At 69.0% G+C, this 13,871-nt stretch carries 13 protein-coding genes; 4 read left to right on the top strand and 9 right to left on the bottom strand.

Translation table 11 applies throughout. The features are described 5' to 3' along the window. Positions 1-3: 3 nt before the first annotated feature. The 3 genes from ABGB01_RS07410 to prcB all read right to left on the bottom strand — a co-directional run bounded on the left by ABGB01_RS07410 (position 4) and on the right by prcB (position 2,433). On the bottom strand, positions 4-525 hold the full coding sequence (locus tag ABGB01_RS07410; RefSeq protein WP_347771598.1) for a hypothetical protein: 522 nt from the start codon (positions 523-525) through the stop codon (positions 4-6). 351 nt (positions 526-876) lie between these two features. After that, on the bottom strand, positions 877-1,665 hold the full coding sequence (gene prcA / locus ABGB01_RS07405; protein ID WP_347771596.1) for a proteasome subunit alpha: 789 nt from the start codon (positions 1,663-1,665) through the stop codon (positions 877-879). A 21-nt stretch (positions 1,666-1,686) separates the two neighbouring features. Beyond that, complete coding sequence (gene prcB / locus ABGB01_RS07400) at positions 1,687-2,433, bottom strand: proteasome subunit beta (RefSeq protein WP_347771594.1); 747 nt, start codon at positions 2,431-2,433, stop codon at positions 1,687-1,689. 308 nt (positions 2,434-2,741) lie between these two features. On the opposite strand from prcB, the gene ABGB01_RS07395 reads away from it, so the two are divergent. Further along, the gene (locus ABGB01_RS07395) at positions 2,742-3,815 is read left to right on the top strand and encodes a DNA polymerase IV (protein WP_347771592.1); all 1,074 of its coding nucleotides are present in this window, start codon (positions 2,742-2,744) and stop codon (positions 3,813-3,815) included. A gap of 284 nt (positions 3,816-4,099) precedes the next feature. Here ABGB01_RS07395 and ABGB01_RS07390 read toward each other — a convergent pair whose 3' ends face one another. Next, positions 4,100-4,309 (bottom strand): ubiquitin-like protein Pup, encoded by a 210-nt coding sequence (locus tag ABGB01_RS07390; protein WP_347622130.1) that lies wholly within the window; start codon positions 4,307-4,309, stop codon positions 4,100-4,102. 147 nt (positions 4,310-4,456) lie between these two features. Between ABGB01_RS07390 and ABGB01_RS07385 the strand changes: the two genes are divergently transcribed. Beyond that, on the top strand, positions 4,457-4,861 hold the full coding sequence (locus tag ABGB01_RS07385) for a hypothetical protein (protein WP_347622131.1): 405 nt from the start codon (positions 4,457-4,459) through the stop codon (positions 4,859-4,861). Positions 4,862-4,956: 95 nt separating this feature from the next. Here ABGB01_RS07385 and dop read toward each other — a convergent pair whose 3' ends face one another. The 5 genes from dop to ABGB01_RS07360 form a co-directional block, all read right to left on the bottom strand. After that, positions 4,957-6,471 carry a depupylase/deamidase Dop gene (gene dop / locus ABGB01_RS07380; RefSeq protein ID WP_347771589.1) on the bottom strand — a complete coding sequence of 505 codons (1,515 nt, stop codon included), beginning with the start codon at positions 6,469-6,471 and terminating at the stop codon, positions 4,957-4,959. A gap of 86 nt (positions 6,472-6,557) precedes the next feature. Then, entirely contained in the window at positions 6,558-7,637 is a 1,080-nt protein-coding gene (locus tag ABGB01_RS07375) for an acyltransferase (protein ID WP_347771587.1), read from the bottom strand. A 67-nt stretch (positions 7,638-7,704) separates the two neighbouring features. Continuing rightward, the gene (locus tag ABGB01_RS07370; protein WP_347771585.1) at positions 7,705-8,784 is read right to left on the bottom strand and encodes a pyridoxal-phosphate dependent enzyme; all 1,080 of its coding nucleotides are present in this window, start codon (positions 8,782-8,784) and stop codon (positions 7,705-7,707) included. Between the two features lie 375 nt (positions 8,785-9,159). After that, positions 9,160-10,923, bottom strand: coding sequence for a proteasome ATPase (gene arc, locus ABGB01_RS07365; RefSeq protein ID WP_132628552.1), 1,764 nt, complete (start codon positions 10,921-10,923; stop codon positions 9,160-9,162). 204 nt (positions 10,924-11,127) lie between these two features. Continuing rightward, positions 11,128-11,979 (bottom strand): tRNA (adenine-N1)-methyltransferase, encoded by an 852-nt coding sequence (locus tag ABGB01_RS07360; protein WP_347771583.1) that lies wholly within the window; start codon positions 11,977-11,979, stop codon positions 11,128-11,130. 55 nt (positions 11,980-12,034) lie between these two features. Here ABGB01_RS07360 and ABGB01_RS07355 point away from each other — a divergent pair, with 55 nt between their 5' ends. Continuing rightward, entirely contained in the window at positions 12,035-13,147 is a 1,113-nt protein-coding gene (locus ABGB01_RS07355; protein ID WP_347771581.1) for a GNAT family protein, read from the top strand. Between the two features lie 117 nt (positions 13,148-13,264). After that, positions 13,265-13,762, top strand: a complete 498-nt coding sequence (locus ABGB01_RS07350) for a hypothetical protein (RefSeq protein WP_347771579.1) — start codon at positions 13,265-13,267, stop codon at positions 13,760-13,762. Positions 13,763-13,871: the final 109 nt, after the last annotated feature.

Here is a 13,871-nt window from a genome sequence, read left to right as displayed (position 1 = left end):
GGGTCAAGGGGTGTAGATCTCCTGCACCTTGACGATGCGCCCCTTGTAGACGGTGATCAACGCGGGGTGCGGGCGAGCGCCGTGCCGCTTGACAAGTGTGGCCCTGGAGCAGCGCTTCGCGCCGAGCCCGGTCTTCCTGCTGACCGTCATGCCCGACATCGCGGACTTGCACCCGTACGCCGACAGGAACACCACGTTCTTCGCGATCGGCGAGGCGTACGCGCCGACGTTCCCCTCGCGCGGACCGACGAACAGCCCCTCGGTGTGGGTGCCCTTCTTCCACTTGATGGGCTCGTACTCGGCCACACCGCCGCGCACGTGGGTGATCCGGCCGCGCAGAATGCCGTTGTGGCGGGAGTGGATCCCCTTGGTGAAATCGTGCCCCGGGTCGGCCTGGAAGGTCGTGCCGAAGGTCTTGGGCGCTTTGTACTTCGGGTAGGCGGCCGCGTCGGCGGCGCCGCCGGTTACCAGCACCACAGCCCCGGCCGCCCCGGCCACGAGGATGCCGCGCAGGGAAGTGTTCATGGAACCTGAGATCTTCGACGACCCTCCGAAGTTCACCCGAACCATTGTGAAACAGATCACACTCCAAGGGGGCCACCCTGAGCCATGAACGCCACCCCGCACCACGAACGCCGAGCTGCCGCAGACATGGGCCCGCACCGCAAACTCCGACCGCACACGCGGCGGTGACTGCCGCGAGCCACCGGGCGGCGGCCGGGACCGCGACGGGGCGCGCGGCGCGGCCAGAGAAGCCGCCGGACGCCCGGCCCGGCCGCAGGACACCACCCGATACCCGGCCACAGGGAGCCACCGGGTGTCCGGAGGCTGCGGCGGCGGGGACCACCCGTGGCAGGTCCCCGCGGGAAACCGCGCCTACAGCGGCGAGGAGCCGTCGTCCACGTCGCCGTCCGGACCCGTGGGCGGCGGCGTGTCCTTGCCCTCGCCGGCGGGAGGCGTGGGCTTGGAGGCCGGTGGGGTGGTCGTCTGGGCGAGCAGCCGCTCCAGCCGCGCCCCCGTCAGCCGGAGGAACTTGCGGTGCTCGCGGTTGCGGTCGAGCACCGCCACCTCCAGCTGCGCCACCGGCGGCCGCTCGCCACCCGGCTCGGTGAGCGCCGTCAGTGCCACCTCCAGCGCGTCGGCCAGCGACATCGACTCGCGGTAGCGCTCCTTCAGCCGGGTCCCCACCGCCTCGGCCTGGCCACCCATCGCCGCGAAGCCGTGCTCGTCGAAGACGGACCCGTCGAACGTCAGCCGGTAGATCGCGTCGCCGTCTTTGGTCTCGCCCACCTCGGCGACGACGACCTCCACCTCGAGCGATTTGATCGACTCGGTGAAGATGCGGCCCAGGTTGGAGGCGTAGAGGTTGGCCAGGCCGCGTCCGGTCACGTCGGAGCGGTCGTAGGTGTAGCCGTTGATGTCGGCGTAGCGGATGCCGCCGAGCCGCAGCTCCTCGAACTCGTTGTAGCGCCCGACGGCGGCGAACCCGATGCGGTCGTAGATCTCGCTGATCTTGTGCAGCGCCCGCGACGGGTTGGGCGCCACGAACAGAATGCCGTCGACGTACTGGAGCACGACGACGGACCGGCCCCGCGCGATGCCCTTGCGCGCGTAGTCGGCCTTGTCCCGCATGATCTGCTCAGGGGACGCATATCCAAAAGGCATGGACACGTGCGGTGGTCCTTTCTAGCGCAGCGGGGCGATGGGGCCGTCGGGCGAGATCAGGCGGGCTTCGAGCATCTGCTCCACGTACGAGGAGACCTGCTCGTCGGTCAGCCGGCGGAAACCGTCGGCGTCGATGACCGCGACGACCGGCCAGATCTTCCTGCTCACGTCGGGCCCGCCGGTGGCCGAGTCGTCGTCGGCCGCGTCGTAGAGGGCCTGGATGAGGGTCATCACCATGTCGTCGGAGGAGGCGCCGTCGCGGTAGAGCTTCTTCAGCGACCCGCGAGCGAAGATCGAACCGGACCCGATCGCGTCGAACCGCTCGCGCTCGTAGGGGCCGCCCGCGACGTCGTAGCTGAAGATGCGGCCTTCGTCCTTGTCAGGGTCGTAGGCGGCGAACAGCGGCACCACCACCAGCCCCTGCATCGCCATGGCGAGGTTGCCCCTGATCATGGTCGCCAGCCGGTTGGCCTTGCCGGCCACCGACATCGTGCGGCCCTCGAGCTTCTCGTAGTGCTCCAGCTCGACGCGGTAGAGGCGGGCGAACTCGAGGCCCGTGCTGGCCGTGCCGGCGATGCCCATGCACGAGTAGTCGTCGGCGCGGAACACCTTCTCCACGTCGCGCTGGGAGATGATGTTGCCCGACGTCGCCCGCCGGTCGCCGGCCATGATCACGCCGTCGGCGAAGGTGGCGGCCACGATCGTGGTCGCGTGCGGGACCTGATCGCCGATCGGGGTGGCCAGAACCTCATCCCGCTGTGGCAGCAACTCGGGCGCATATGAACTGACAAACTCCGAGAACGACGAGTTTCCCGTGTTCCGGAAAAGATGGTTCACCAAGCCGACGGGCAGATCCCTGTGCGATGCCACGCGACTCCCTCCAAACGTCAGTGTTCCTAGGGCGACCCTACTCATGTTGGGTTGCTGTCTGCACTTCCCACGATCAGCTCACGGCGAACCATTGTGCGCGGGCCCCACCGCCGCCCCCGTGGAAACCCCCAAACCAGACACCACGCCGCGAACAGCACGCTCCCCGTCCGGGGCCCGTCACGAACCCACCGGCCATACTGGACACCATGGCCACCAGGTCCGCCCGGGACTGGATCCTGCACGTCGACCTCGATCAGTTCATCGCCGCGGTCGAGCTGCTCCGCCATCCCGAGCTCCGCGGCAGACCCGTCGTCGTGGGCGGCACCGGTGATCCCAGCCGCCCCCGCACCGTGGCCGCCACCGCGACCTACGAAGCCCGCGCTTACGGCATCCGTTCCGGCATGCCGCTGCGCACGGCGTACAAACGATGCCCGGAAGCGATCTTCCTGCCCAGCGACCCGCCCGCCTACGAGGCCGCCTCACAAGAGGTCATGGCCGTCCTCCGCGAGTTTCCCGTGCGCGTGGAGATCTGGGGTTGGGACGAGGCCTTCGTCGGCGCCACCACCGACGACCCCGAGGCACTCGCCGCCGGCCTCCAGGAGGCCGTACGCGCCCGCACCCGGCTGACCTGCTCCGTCGGCATCGGCGACAACAAACACCAGGCCAAGCTCGCCTCGGCCTTCGCCAAGCCGGCTGGCGTGCACCGGCTCACCGGCGACAACTGGGCCGAGACCATGAACCACCGCTCCACCGACGCGCTCTGGGGCATCGGTGCCAAGACCGCCAGAAAGCTCGCCGCCCACGGCCTGCACACCGTCGCCCAGCTCGCCGCCGCCGACCCCGCCGATCTCGCCCGCCATTTCGGACCCACCAACGGCCCGTGGTATCGCTATCTCGCCCTCGGCAAGGGCGAGGCCGAGGTCGTCACCACACCCTGGATCGCCCGCGGTCACAGCCGCGAAACGACTTTCGAGCACGATCTCACCGACAAGGACGGCATCGCCCACCACATCACGAACCTCGCCGGGCGCGTGGCGCGGGACACCATCGACGCCGGCCGCGAGGCGACCCGCGTCACCGTCAAGGTGCGCTACACGCCTTTCCTCACCCGCACCCGCCAGGCCAAGCTCCCCGCCGCCACGGCCGACCCGGCGGCCATCACCCGGGCGGCCCTCGCCGTCCTCGGCCGCTTCGATCTCGACCGCCCCGTCCGCCTACTCGGCGTCGCGGTCGACTATGCCATGCCCGACGACCAACCCACCCTCGACCACCTGGACTAGAGATCAGCCGGGAGCCCGGCCCTTCGCCGGCTCCCCATGCCCCGCGGAAAGAAACGGCGCTGAGCCCGCCCTCGTGGGCGAGCATGCGCGCGACGTCGTCCTGGTGATGCCGTAACGGCAGGCGAACGGATGGTTTCGGAGGAAGATCCCGCCGACGCGCGCTCGCCCATCGGGCCCGCGCTAGATGGGCCCGGACCAGGTGATGGCCGTGGCCTCACCGCGGTCCGGGCAGGTCAGTCGGTCCGGCGTTCCCACCCGAATCATCCCTTTAGTTGATATTTGCCCTACTCCCCGCCCTTTTGGACGTAGCTACGCACGAACTCCTCTGCGTTCTCTTCGAGAACTTCGTCTATCTCATCCAGAATCGAGTCGACATCGTCCGTGAGCTTCTCCTGCCGCTCCTGAACGTCCGGCGCCGCCGAGGCCTCGGTCTCCTCGACTTCGGACTCGCGCCGACCGGTCTGCTTCTGGCCGCCGGTGTCCTTGGTTGCCATGTCCTACCTCCGTCTGGGGGACTGCCTCTCCTGCATATCTTCCCCGAACCGGGCGACATTTCGCGCCGATCACCCAGCGATCTTGCGAGGTTGACCAGATAGTCGAGCTATCCAATAATGTAACCCCTGTACGCACAGGAGGTTGCGATGTCCCCTTCGTCCCTGAGCACTGCCGGTGTGCTCCTCATCACAGTTCCCCTGGTCGCCTTCGGCGGTGTCTCGTTGTTGTCGTTCCTGATGCGGAACGTTCCAGGCTACCTCGACAATCCGGTGCGCCGCGGCCTGTGGCGGGCGGGTCACGCTCACGCGGGCGTGCTGGTGCTCTTCGCCCTGGTGGCGATGGTGTACGTGGATCAGGCGAGCCTGCCGGAAGGTGCCAAGGCCGTGGTGCGCACGCTGATCGTGGCCGCGCCGATCCTGATGCCGCTGGGGTTCTTCCTGTCGGTGGTGCGTCCGAGCGACACCAAGCCGAGCAGGCTGATCTGGCTGACCGTGGCGGGCGGCGTGAGCCTGGCGGCGGGCACGCTGACGCTCGGCGTGAGCCTGCTGTGAGGCGGCGCCGCGCGCGGTGTGTGGTCGGTCGCCGCCGTACGTGCGGCCACCAGCGGGTGGTCGGTCGCCGCCGCGGACGCGCCACCAGCGGGTGGTCAGTCGCCGCCGGTGAGCGCGGCCACCAGGTCGGCGGCGGTGCGGCAGCGGTCGAAGAGCCCTCCGACGTGGGCCTTGGTGCCGCGCAGCGGCTCGAGGGTCGGCACGCGCTGCAGTGACTCCCTGCCGGGGATGTCGAAGATGACGGAGTCCCAGGAGGCCGCGGCGACGGCCTCGCTGTACTGGCTCAGGCACCGGCCGCGGAAGTAGGCGCGGGTGTCGGTGGGCGGGTGTTCGACGGCACGCTGGACCTCTTCCTCGCTGACGAGGCGCTGCATGCGTCCGCGGGCGACGAGGCGGTTGTAGAGGCCCCGGTCGGGGCGGATGTCGGAATATTGCAGGTCGACGAGCTGGAGCCGGGGGTGAGACCAGGCCAGGCCGTCACGGCTGCGATAGCCCTCGAGGAGTTCGAGCTTGGCGACCCAGTCGAGCTCGCGGGCGAGCTGCATCGGATCTTCCGCGAGGCGGGTGAGCACGGACTCCCAGCGGTCGAGGATGTCCTTGTTCATCTCGTCGTGGGCGGTGCCGCGTTCCTCGACGTATTTGCGGGCCTGCTCGAGATATTCCATCTGGAGCTGGATGGCGGTGAGCTTGCGCCCGTCGCGCATGGGGATCTCGTAGCGGCAGGCGGGGTCGTGGGAGACGGCCCGCAGGGCCTGCACGGGGTTGTCGACGGCGAGGTCGCGGGTGAGAAAGCCGTCCTCGATCATGGCGAGGACGAGCGCGGTGGACCCGAGCTTGAGATAGGTCGAGATCTCCGACATGTTGGCGTCGCCGATGATGACGTGCAGCCTGCGGTATTTCTCGGGGTCGGCGTGCGGTTCGTCACGGGTGTTAATGATGGGCCGCTTGAGCGTGGTCTCGAGCCCGACCTCGACCTCGAAGAAGTCGGCCCGCTGGCTGATCTGGAACCCTTCGCCGCGGGAGTCCTGGCCGATGCCGACCTTGCCGGCGCCGACGACGACCTGACGGGAGACGAAGAACGGGGTGAGGTGCCGGACGATGTCGGCGAAGGGGGTGGCGCGCCGCATCAGGTAGTTCTCGTGGCAACCGTAGGAGGCGCCTTTGGCGTCGGTGTTGTTCTTGTAGAGCTGGATGGGGGCGTTGGAGGGGATGGCGGAGGCTCGGGTTGCCGCGTCGTACATGACTCGCTCGCCCGCTTTGTCCCAGATGACGGCGGCCCGTGGGTTGGTGCACTCGGGCGCGCTGTACTCGGGGTGGGCGTGGTCGACGTAGAGCCGGGCGCCGTTGGTGAGGATGACGTTGGCCAGGCCGAGGTCCTCGTCGGTGAGCTGGGTGGGGTCGGCCACCTCCCGGGCAAGGTCGAACCCGCGCGCGTCGCGCAGCGGGTTTTCCTCCTCGAAGTCCCACCGTGCCCTGCGCGCGCGGGCCGCCGAGGCGGCCAGGTAGGCGTTCACGACCTGTGAGGAGGTCACCATCGCGTTGGCGCCTGGCTGACCAGGTACGGAGATGCCGTACTCGGTCTCAATGCCCATCACCCGACGCACCGTCATGCAACACCCTCTGTTCGTCCGGGTCTGTCTATCCGCCGTTTATATGCCCGAGCCTATGCCCTTCACAGTGCCCCAAGGCCAAAAGGTTATGGCACCGACGCCTTTTCAACCTGTACGGCGGGAGCTGACGTGCTTTGCGGTGTCTTACGCGGCTTGAGAAGTCGCTGGATAGGACGTTCGGCAAAGGCATGGACAAGGTAGGACAGCAGAATCGCGACCAGCGTCGCGGTGACGGCGACCGCCCAGGCGGGCAGGTCCTCGACGAGCACGGGGATGAGGGCCACCGCGACCACGCCATGGAAAAGGTAAAGCGGGTACGTGACCCCGCCGAGCGCGGTGAGCGTCTTCGACGGCCTGAGCCTGAGCAGGCCGAGGGCGACCAGGGCCATCACGGTGAAGATCAGCGTGATGGTGATGATGACGCTGACGTCGGTGACGGGCATGTTCTTGAAGCCCGCGGCCTCGACACGGCTGTGCACACGCCCGAGCGCGGCGTTGACCGACAGGCCGTACCCGCCGGCCACGTACAACCAGGGCAGCCAGGCGCTGCCGTGTTTGTGAATGAGGTACAGGGACATGCCGGCCACGAAATAGGGGGCGTACCGCGGCATGACGATCTCGTCGAGCAGGTCGTTGCCGAGCAGCTCCGCGCCGAGCGCGGCGACCAGCCAGACGCCCGCGAAGACCAGCACGCGCCGGTACGTCACGCCGATGATCAAGAGGACGGCCATCAGCAGGTAGAAGCGGAGCTCGGCCCAGAGCGACCAGTAGACGCCGCTGGCGTCGGTGACCTTGAACAGCCGCTGGAGCATGGTGGCGTTCACCAGGTATTCGCCTGGAGAAAGTTTTGGGTTGAGCGCCTTGGCGCCGGTGATCGCGTAGAGGGCGGCGACCGCGCCGAGACTGAGCCAGTACGCGGGATAGAGACGCACGAACCGGGACCGGGCGAAGCCGCCGAGCCCTCGGCCCCAGACGGTCATCAGGATGACGAACCCGCTGATGATGAAGAACAGCTCCACGCCGAGGATGCCTAACCCCGCGATGGGTGCCAGCGCCGGGAACAACTCGGCGGGCCTGTCCCCCCAGACGGAGGCGTACGCGACCAGATAGTGGAAGGCGACGACGGCGAGGGCGGCGATGAATCGCAGGAGGTCGAGCTCGGCCAACCGGCCGTCCCCCCGGACATGCTTCGGCCGGTTGGGTGAGTGCACGCCCCTTTGACGTAGATGTCGATCATTTTGGTTCCACAGGTCCCTCGGTTCCCACGAGCAACACGCGTGAGCGCTCGTCAACGCCGAGCGCACGCCGGGAGGCGTCGCTCAGTTCGAGCAGCCCGGCGGCTCCGGCGGCGCCGCACGGCGACAAGGCCACGCCGTGCCCGGACAGGAGCCGGACCGCGGCGTCCGCCTCCTCGTCGGTGATCGTCATGTAGAGGTCGGCGAGGTGGGACAGGAGGCGATGGGCGATGAGGGAGGGTTCGAGGCAGTCGAGCCGGCCGAGCGTGGTGTGTCCGCCGCTGATGCGGACGGGCTTGCCGGCGCGGGCGCTTTCGAGCAGGCAGGGCGCGCCCTCGGGCTCGACGACGATCATTTTGGGCTGCTCACCCCAGCGGTCCCGTACGTATCCGGCCGCGGCCGCGGCCAGCCCGCCCACCCCCGCCTGCACGAACACGTGCGTGGGCGCGCCGGGGCCCTCCTCCGGGCCGTCTCCAGCGGGCCCAGCCGCGGAAGAGGGCTCGCCGAGGCCGGAGAGTTCGTCGAACAGGACCGTGTAGCCGCGCATGACGTCGAGCGGGACCGCGGTGTAGCCCTCCCACGAACTGTCGGAGACCAGCCGCCACCCCTGCTCCTCGGCCGTGCGGAGCGCGGCGGCCATACTGTCGTCGTAGTGCCGGCCGCTGCGCCGCACCTCCGCGCCGAGGGCGCGCAGCCGCCGCTCGAACGCCTCAGGAACGTCCTCGCTCAGGTACACCACGCACGGCACGCCTGCCTCCGCGGCTCCCGCGGCGACGGAGATGCCGTGGTTGCCGGCGCTGGCGCACACGAAGGGCGGGCCTCCTGGCTCGCGTTCGGCCATCAGGCGCACGGCGTAGGCGCCGCCGAGCGCCTTGAAGCTGCCCAGCCCCATGCGCAGGCTCTCGTCCTTGATGTGCACGGCGTACACACCCGCCAACCCGCGGAGGGTGTGGACGGGCGTGGGCCGGTAGCCGCGGTGCCCGGCGAAGCGGGCGCGGGCCTGGCGGGCGTGCTCGACTCCGATGAGCGCGCGGTCCTGCGCGGTGTACGGGCCGCGGCCGGGGTTGAGGTACTCCATGATCGCCATGCTAGGCGCGGCCGGCGCCTTCCCCGGCGGGCGACCCGCCACGGACGCGGCCCCAGGCGTGCCGCAACCCCCGGCGGCGACCCCGTCGGCATCCCCGGCCTGGACGACGGCCCTCGACGACGGCCCTCGACGACGGCCCTGGAAGGCAGACCCGGGCAACGGTCCCGGAAGGCGGTCATGGAAGGGCGGAGGTGGTCGACGGCCGCCGCCGGGGCGGACGTGGACGGCTCGGTCGTGGGTGAGGAAGGCGCCGGCGATGCCGCCGGGCCCCGTGAGCGGTCGTCCGCCTTCGTCCGCGATGGGCTTCTGTCCGCAGGCGCGGGAGGGCCGCGCGGTCTCCCGCGCGGCCCTCCCGATCAAGGGGTGTTACAGGTACTGGCCGGTGTTGGCGACGGTGTCGATGGACCGGCCGGCTTCGGTGCCCTGCTTGCCGGAGACGAGCGTGCGGATGTAGACGATCCGCTCGCCCTTCTTGCCGGAGATGCGGGCCCAGTCGTCGGGGTTGGTGGTGTTGGGCAGGTCTTCGTTCTCGGAGAACTCGTCCACGCAGGCCGTGAGCAGGTGCTGCACCCGCAGGCCCTTCTGGCCGGATTCGAGGAACTGCTTGATGGCCATCTTCTTGCCCCGGTCGACGATGTTCTGGATCATCGCGCCGGAGTTGAAGTCCTTGAAGTAGAGGACCTCCTTGTCGCCGTTGGCGTAGGTCACCTCGAGGAAGCGGTTCTCCTCGCTCTCGGTGTACATGCGCTCGACGACGCTCTGGATCATGCCCTGGATGGTGGCCTCACGGGAGCCGGAGTGCTCCGTCAGGTCATCGGGATGCAGAGGCAGGTCAGAGATGAGGTATTTCGAGAAGATATCCTTGGCCGCCTCGGCGTCCGGCCGCTCGATCTTGATCTTGACGTCCAGGCGGCCGGGCCGCAGGATCGCCGGGTCGATCATGTCCTCGCGGTTGGAGGCGCCGATGACGATGACGTTCTCGAGCCCCTCGACGCCGTCGATCTCCGACAGCAGCTGAGGAACGATGGTGTTCTCGACGTCGGAGGACACGCCCGAGCCTCGGGTGCGGAAGATCGAGTCCATCTCGTCGAAGAACACGATCACCGGGGTGCCCTCTGAGGCCTTCTCGCGGGCTCGCTGGAAGACCAGGCGGATGTGCCGCTCGGTCTCACCGACGTACTTGTTGAGCAGCTCCGGGCCCTTGATGTTGAGGAAGAAGCTCTTGCCGGACTGGCCGGTCTTCTCCGCGACCTGCTTGGCCAGGGAGTTGGCGACGGCCTTGGCGATGAGCGTCTTGCCGCAACCGGGCGGGCCGTACAGCAGCACGCCCTTCGGGGGACGGAGTTTGTGCTCGCGGAACAGGTCGGCGTGCAGGTAGGGCAGCTCGATCGCGTCCCTGATCTGCTCGATCTGCCGCATGAGACCGCCGATCTCCTCGTAGGAGATGTCGGGGACCTCTTCGAGCACGAGCTCTTCGACTTCGGACTTGGGTATGCGCTCGTAGACGTAGCCGGAGCGAGGTTCGAGCAGGAGCGAGTCGCCCGCCCTGATGGGCTGGCCGACCAGCGACTCGGCCAGTCGCACGACGCGCTCTTCGTCGGCGTGCGAGATGACCAGGGCCCGCTGTCCCTCGTCGAGCAGTTCTTTGAGCATCACGATCTCGCCGACCTCTTCGTAGCCGAGGGCTTCGACCACGTTGAGCGCCTCGTTGAGCATGACCTCCTGGCCACGCCGCAGCGAAGCGACGTCGACGGCGGGGCTGACGTTCACCCGGAGCTTGCGACCTCCGGTGAACACCTCGATCGTGCCGTCTTCTCGGGCCTCCAGGAAGGTGCCGAAGCCGGATGGCGGCTGCGCCAGCCGGTCGACCTCCTCCTTGAGGGCGACGATCTGGTCCCTGGCCTCCTTGAGTGTGGCCACCAGGCGTTCGTTCTGGCCGGTCACGGCCGCCAGATTGGCCTGTGCCTCATGGAGACGCTCTTCGAGGACTCTGGCCTGACGGGGTGACTCGGCCAGCTTCCGCCTCAGCGCGGTGATCTCCTCCTGGAGGAAGGAGACCTGTGTTGAAAGATCAGCGACCTCCCGTTCGCGCTGCGCGGCTCGAGCCTCAGCATCATCGCGAGCTGCCACGCCCCGTCACCTCCTTCCCAGTCGAGGGCGACTACTAAGGACCTTACCTATCTCGGGCCCCTCCGTAACCTGGCCGGGCAGTGTTCGTCGTGTGACATTCAGTATTCGGTGATTAATCCCCAATAGTGCGTTTAATACTCCCAGCATATGAACACGGCCATCTGTTCCCGTGTCACGCACCAACGCACCCTCGTGGCCAAATTGTCATAGTTCTTCGGTCGTCCCCTTCGGTCGTCGACGGCGCGGCGGCGGAGTCACGCCGTCGGCCATGCGGCGGGCGGTGACGAGGAACCCGGTGTGGCCGATCATCCGATGATCCGGTCTCACCGCGAGTCCTTCGACGTGCCAGTCGCGAACCAGGGTCTCCCACGCATGCGGCTCGGTGAAACACCCATGATCGCGAATGACCTCGACCGTCTTGGACAGCTGGGTCGTCGTGGCCACGTAACAGCAGATCACACCCCCAGGCGTCAGCGCCTTGGCGACCGCGTCGACGCACTCCCAGGGGGCGAGCATGTCGAGGATGACGCGGTCGACGTCGATCTCGTCGATCGAGGACACCAGGTCGCCGGTGACCAGGCGCCAGTTGCCCTCCATGGGATCGCCGTAGAACTTCTCCACGTTCTTGCGCGCCACGTCGGCGAACTCCTGGCGCCGCTCGTAGGACGTGACGTGCCCCTCCGGGCCGACCGCGCGCAGCAGGAAGCAGGTCAGCGCGCCGGAGCCGACACCCGCCTCGATGACCCGGGCGCCGGGGAAGACGTCGGCCATGCCGACGATCATGGAGGCGTCTTTCGGGTAGATGACGGCCGCGCCGCGCGGCATGGCCAGCGTGTAGTCCTGCAGCAGGTGGCGGAAGGCGAGGTAGGCGGTGCCGCCCGAGGAACGCACGACGGAGCCTTCAGGCTGCCCGATCAGATCACTGTGCGGGATGGCGCCCTTGTGGGTGTGGAAGACGCCGTCCTCCTTGAGCGTGATCGTGTGGCGCTTGTTCTTGGGGTCGGTGAGCTGCACCTGATCCCCCGCCTGGAATGGCCCATGCCTGCGGAAACCCATGGCGGCAAGGTTATAGGGCTTTCGAGCGGGTCAGAACGCGCGATAAGTATGGGTGATGCTCCCGCACGACGTGATCTCCACCGGCTCCCTCATCCTGCGGCCACCCGTGGAGTCCGACGCCGAGGCGATCGTCACCACCTGCGACGACCCGGTGTCGGCCAGATTCCTGCCGCTCCTGCCGTCGCCGTACGAGGCCGGCGACGCGCTCGACTACCTCGGCAGGTCCGCGGCCAAGTGGCGGGACGGCGGGGCGGAGTTCGCGATCACCGAGAACGGCCGCTACGCCGGCTCCATCGGCGTCAGGCCGCCGGACCGCTGGGGCGTGACCGAGATCGGCTACCTGGTGGCGCCGTGGGCCCGGGGCAAGAGCGTCGCGGCCACGGCGGCCAGGGCGGTCACCGACTGGCTCTTCGACCACGGGGTGCGCCGGGTCGAGCTGCAGACCGAGGTGGAGAACGTCGCGAGCCTGCGGGTGGCGTACAAAGCGGGTTTCCGCGAGGAGGGGCGCAGGCGGGACGCCAAGCAGGTGCGCGACGGCCGGTACGCCGACTTCGTCACGTTCGGCCGGCTCGCGGGCGACGCCGTGGCGGTGGCGGAGCCGTACGTCCCGTTCTTCGAAGGCGGAGAGCTCACCGACGGAGTCGTGGCGCTGGAGCCGCTGGCCGCCGAGGACGCCATGGACTTCCACCGGATGATGGCCGAGCCGAGCGTGGCGGCCTACTCCGTGGGGCCGCCGGCCACGCTGGAGGACAACGAGCGGCGCTGCCGCTACACCGGCTACTGGTGGGCGTCGGGGCAGCGCGTCGAGCTGGCGATCCGGGGCGCGGCCTCCCGGGCGTTCGCGGGGCACGTGCAGTTCACGCAGGTGGTCCCGGCGCTGGGGCAGGCGATGATCGGATACTCGCTGGTGCCGTCGCACCGGGGTAAGGGGCTCATGACGCGGGCCGTACGGCTGCTGGTGGACTGGGCGTTCACAAGCACGCCCCTGCACCGGATCGTGGCGGGCACCGACGCGCGCAACACGGCCTCGCAGGCGGTGCTGGAACGGGCGGGGTTCAGCCGGGAGGGCGTGCACCGCGAGCTGTTCCCGCAGCCGGACGGCACCTGGGCCGACGACGTGGCCTGGGCGCGCCTGCGGCAGGACGAGCCCGCGGGCCGGAAATCCTGATTTCCTGTTGAGGTCTGGTCAAGGGCGCCGTCCACGACGATAGTCGGGACACCCGCACGTAAGGGTCGCGTGATCGGGGTACGCGATCTCACCCTCTCCCCCCTGAGGGGCGCCGCGATGCCAAACGACCGTGCCGACGTCGCCATGCGCGAGCTCATCGCCGTGTTCTCCTGCCTGGAGGCGGAGAACCTGATCGACCGGCTCGCGCGTACCGCCGCGGCCGTCGCCGGCACCGGGAACGCCGGATTCGTCCGGGTGGACGTCCTGCGCCGGCACGCGTGCTCGATCCACGTGCACACCCCGCCAGGCGATCCGCTGAGCGTGCGGCGGTGGCTGGCGGAGTCGGGAGTGATGAAGGAGCTCGTGGCGTCGCAGGCGACGGTACGGCTGGCGCGCGACATGTCGGTGGGCGAGCCGGGTTTCCTGTCCATGCCCGTGCCGATGGCGACGCGGGACTCCACGCACCTGTGGGTGGCGGGGCGCGGGTTCAGCGACGGTGACGAGCACCTGGTGAGCCGGTTCGCCGCGGCGGCGGGGCGGGCGCTGGAGGCCGCCGGGGGCCTGGAGGCCGCGGTGCGCATGTTGCGCGGAGTGCGGTCCTTCCGTCCCGTCTAGCGGAGGTTGGCCCGCTTTCGCGCGGGTGGAATCCGGGGTTGCGGACGACCGGTAGCGGGCCCGAATGAGGCGGGAAAGCGTGCCCCGGCGGCTTCTCCGGCCCGTCACT

The sequence above is a fragment of the Nonomuraea sp. B5E05 genome, assembly GCF_039880665.1.
In the GTDB taxonomy this organism is placed as follows: Bacteria; Actinomycetota; Actinomycetes; order Streptosporangiales; family Streptosporangiaceae; genus Nonomuraea.
The sequence above is the reverse complement of the archived record's forward strand: the minus strand, read 5'-3'. Positions and strand labels throughout refer to the sequence as shown.

Excerpts from the sequence above, each read along its gene's own strand:
- ABGB01_RS07355 (WP_347771581.1), top strand. The coding sequence starts at position 12,035 with ATGCTCCCGCACGACGTGATCTCCACCGGCTCCCTCATCCTGCGGCCA.
- prcA (WP_347771596.1), bottom strand. The coding sequence starts at position 1,665 with ATGCCTTTTGGATATGCGTCCCCTGAGCAGATCATGCGGGACAAGGCC.
- ABGB01_RS07360 (WP_347771583.1), bottom strand. The coding sequence starts at position 11,979 with ATGGGTTTCCGCAGGCATGGGCCATTCCAGGCGGGGGATCAGGTGCAG.
- dop (WP_347771589.1), bottom strand. The coding sequence starts at position 6,471 with ATGACGGTGCGTCGGGTGATGGGCATTGAGACCGAGTACGGCATCTCC.
- ABGB01_RS07385 (WP_347622131.1), top strand. The coding sequence starts at position 4,457 with ATGTCCCCTTCGTCCCTGAGCACTGCCGGTGTGCTCCTCATCACAGTT.
- ABGB01_RS07390 (WP_347622130.1), bottom strand. The coding sequence starts at position 4,309 with ATGGCAACCAAGGACACCGGCGGCCAGAAGCAGACCGGTCGGCGCGAG.
- ABGB01_RS07395 (WP_347771592.1), top strand. The coding sequence starts at position 2,742 with ATGGCCACCAGGTCCGCCCGGGACTGGATCCTGCACGTCGACCTCGAT.
- ABGB01_RS07350 (WP_347771579.1), top strand. The coding sequence starts at position 13,265 with ATGCCAAACGACCGTGCCGACGTCGCCATGCGCGAGCTCATCGCCGTG.
- ABGB01_RS07410 (WP_347771598.1), bottom strand. The coding sequence starts at position 525 with ATGAACACTTCCCTGCGCGGCATCCTCGTGGCCGGGGCGGCCGGGGCT.
- ABGB01_RS07370 (WP_347771585.1), bottom strand. The coding sequence starts at position 8,784 with ATGGAGTACCTCAACCCCGGCCGCGGCCCGTACACCGCGCAGGACCGC.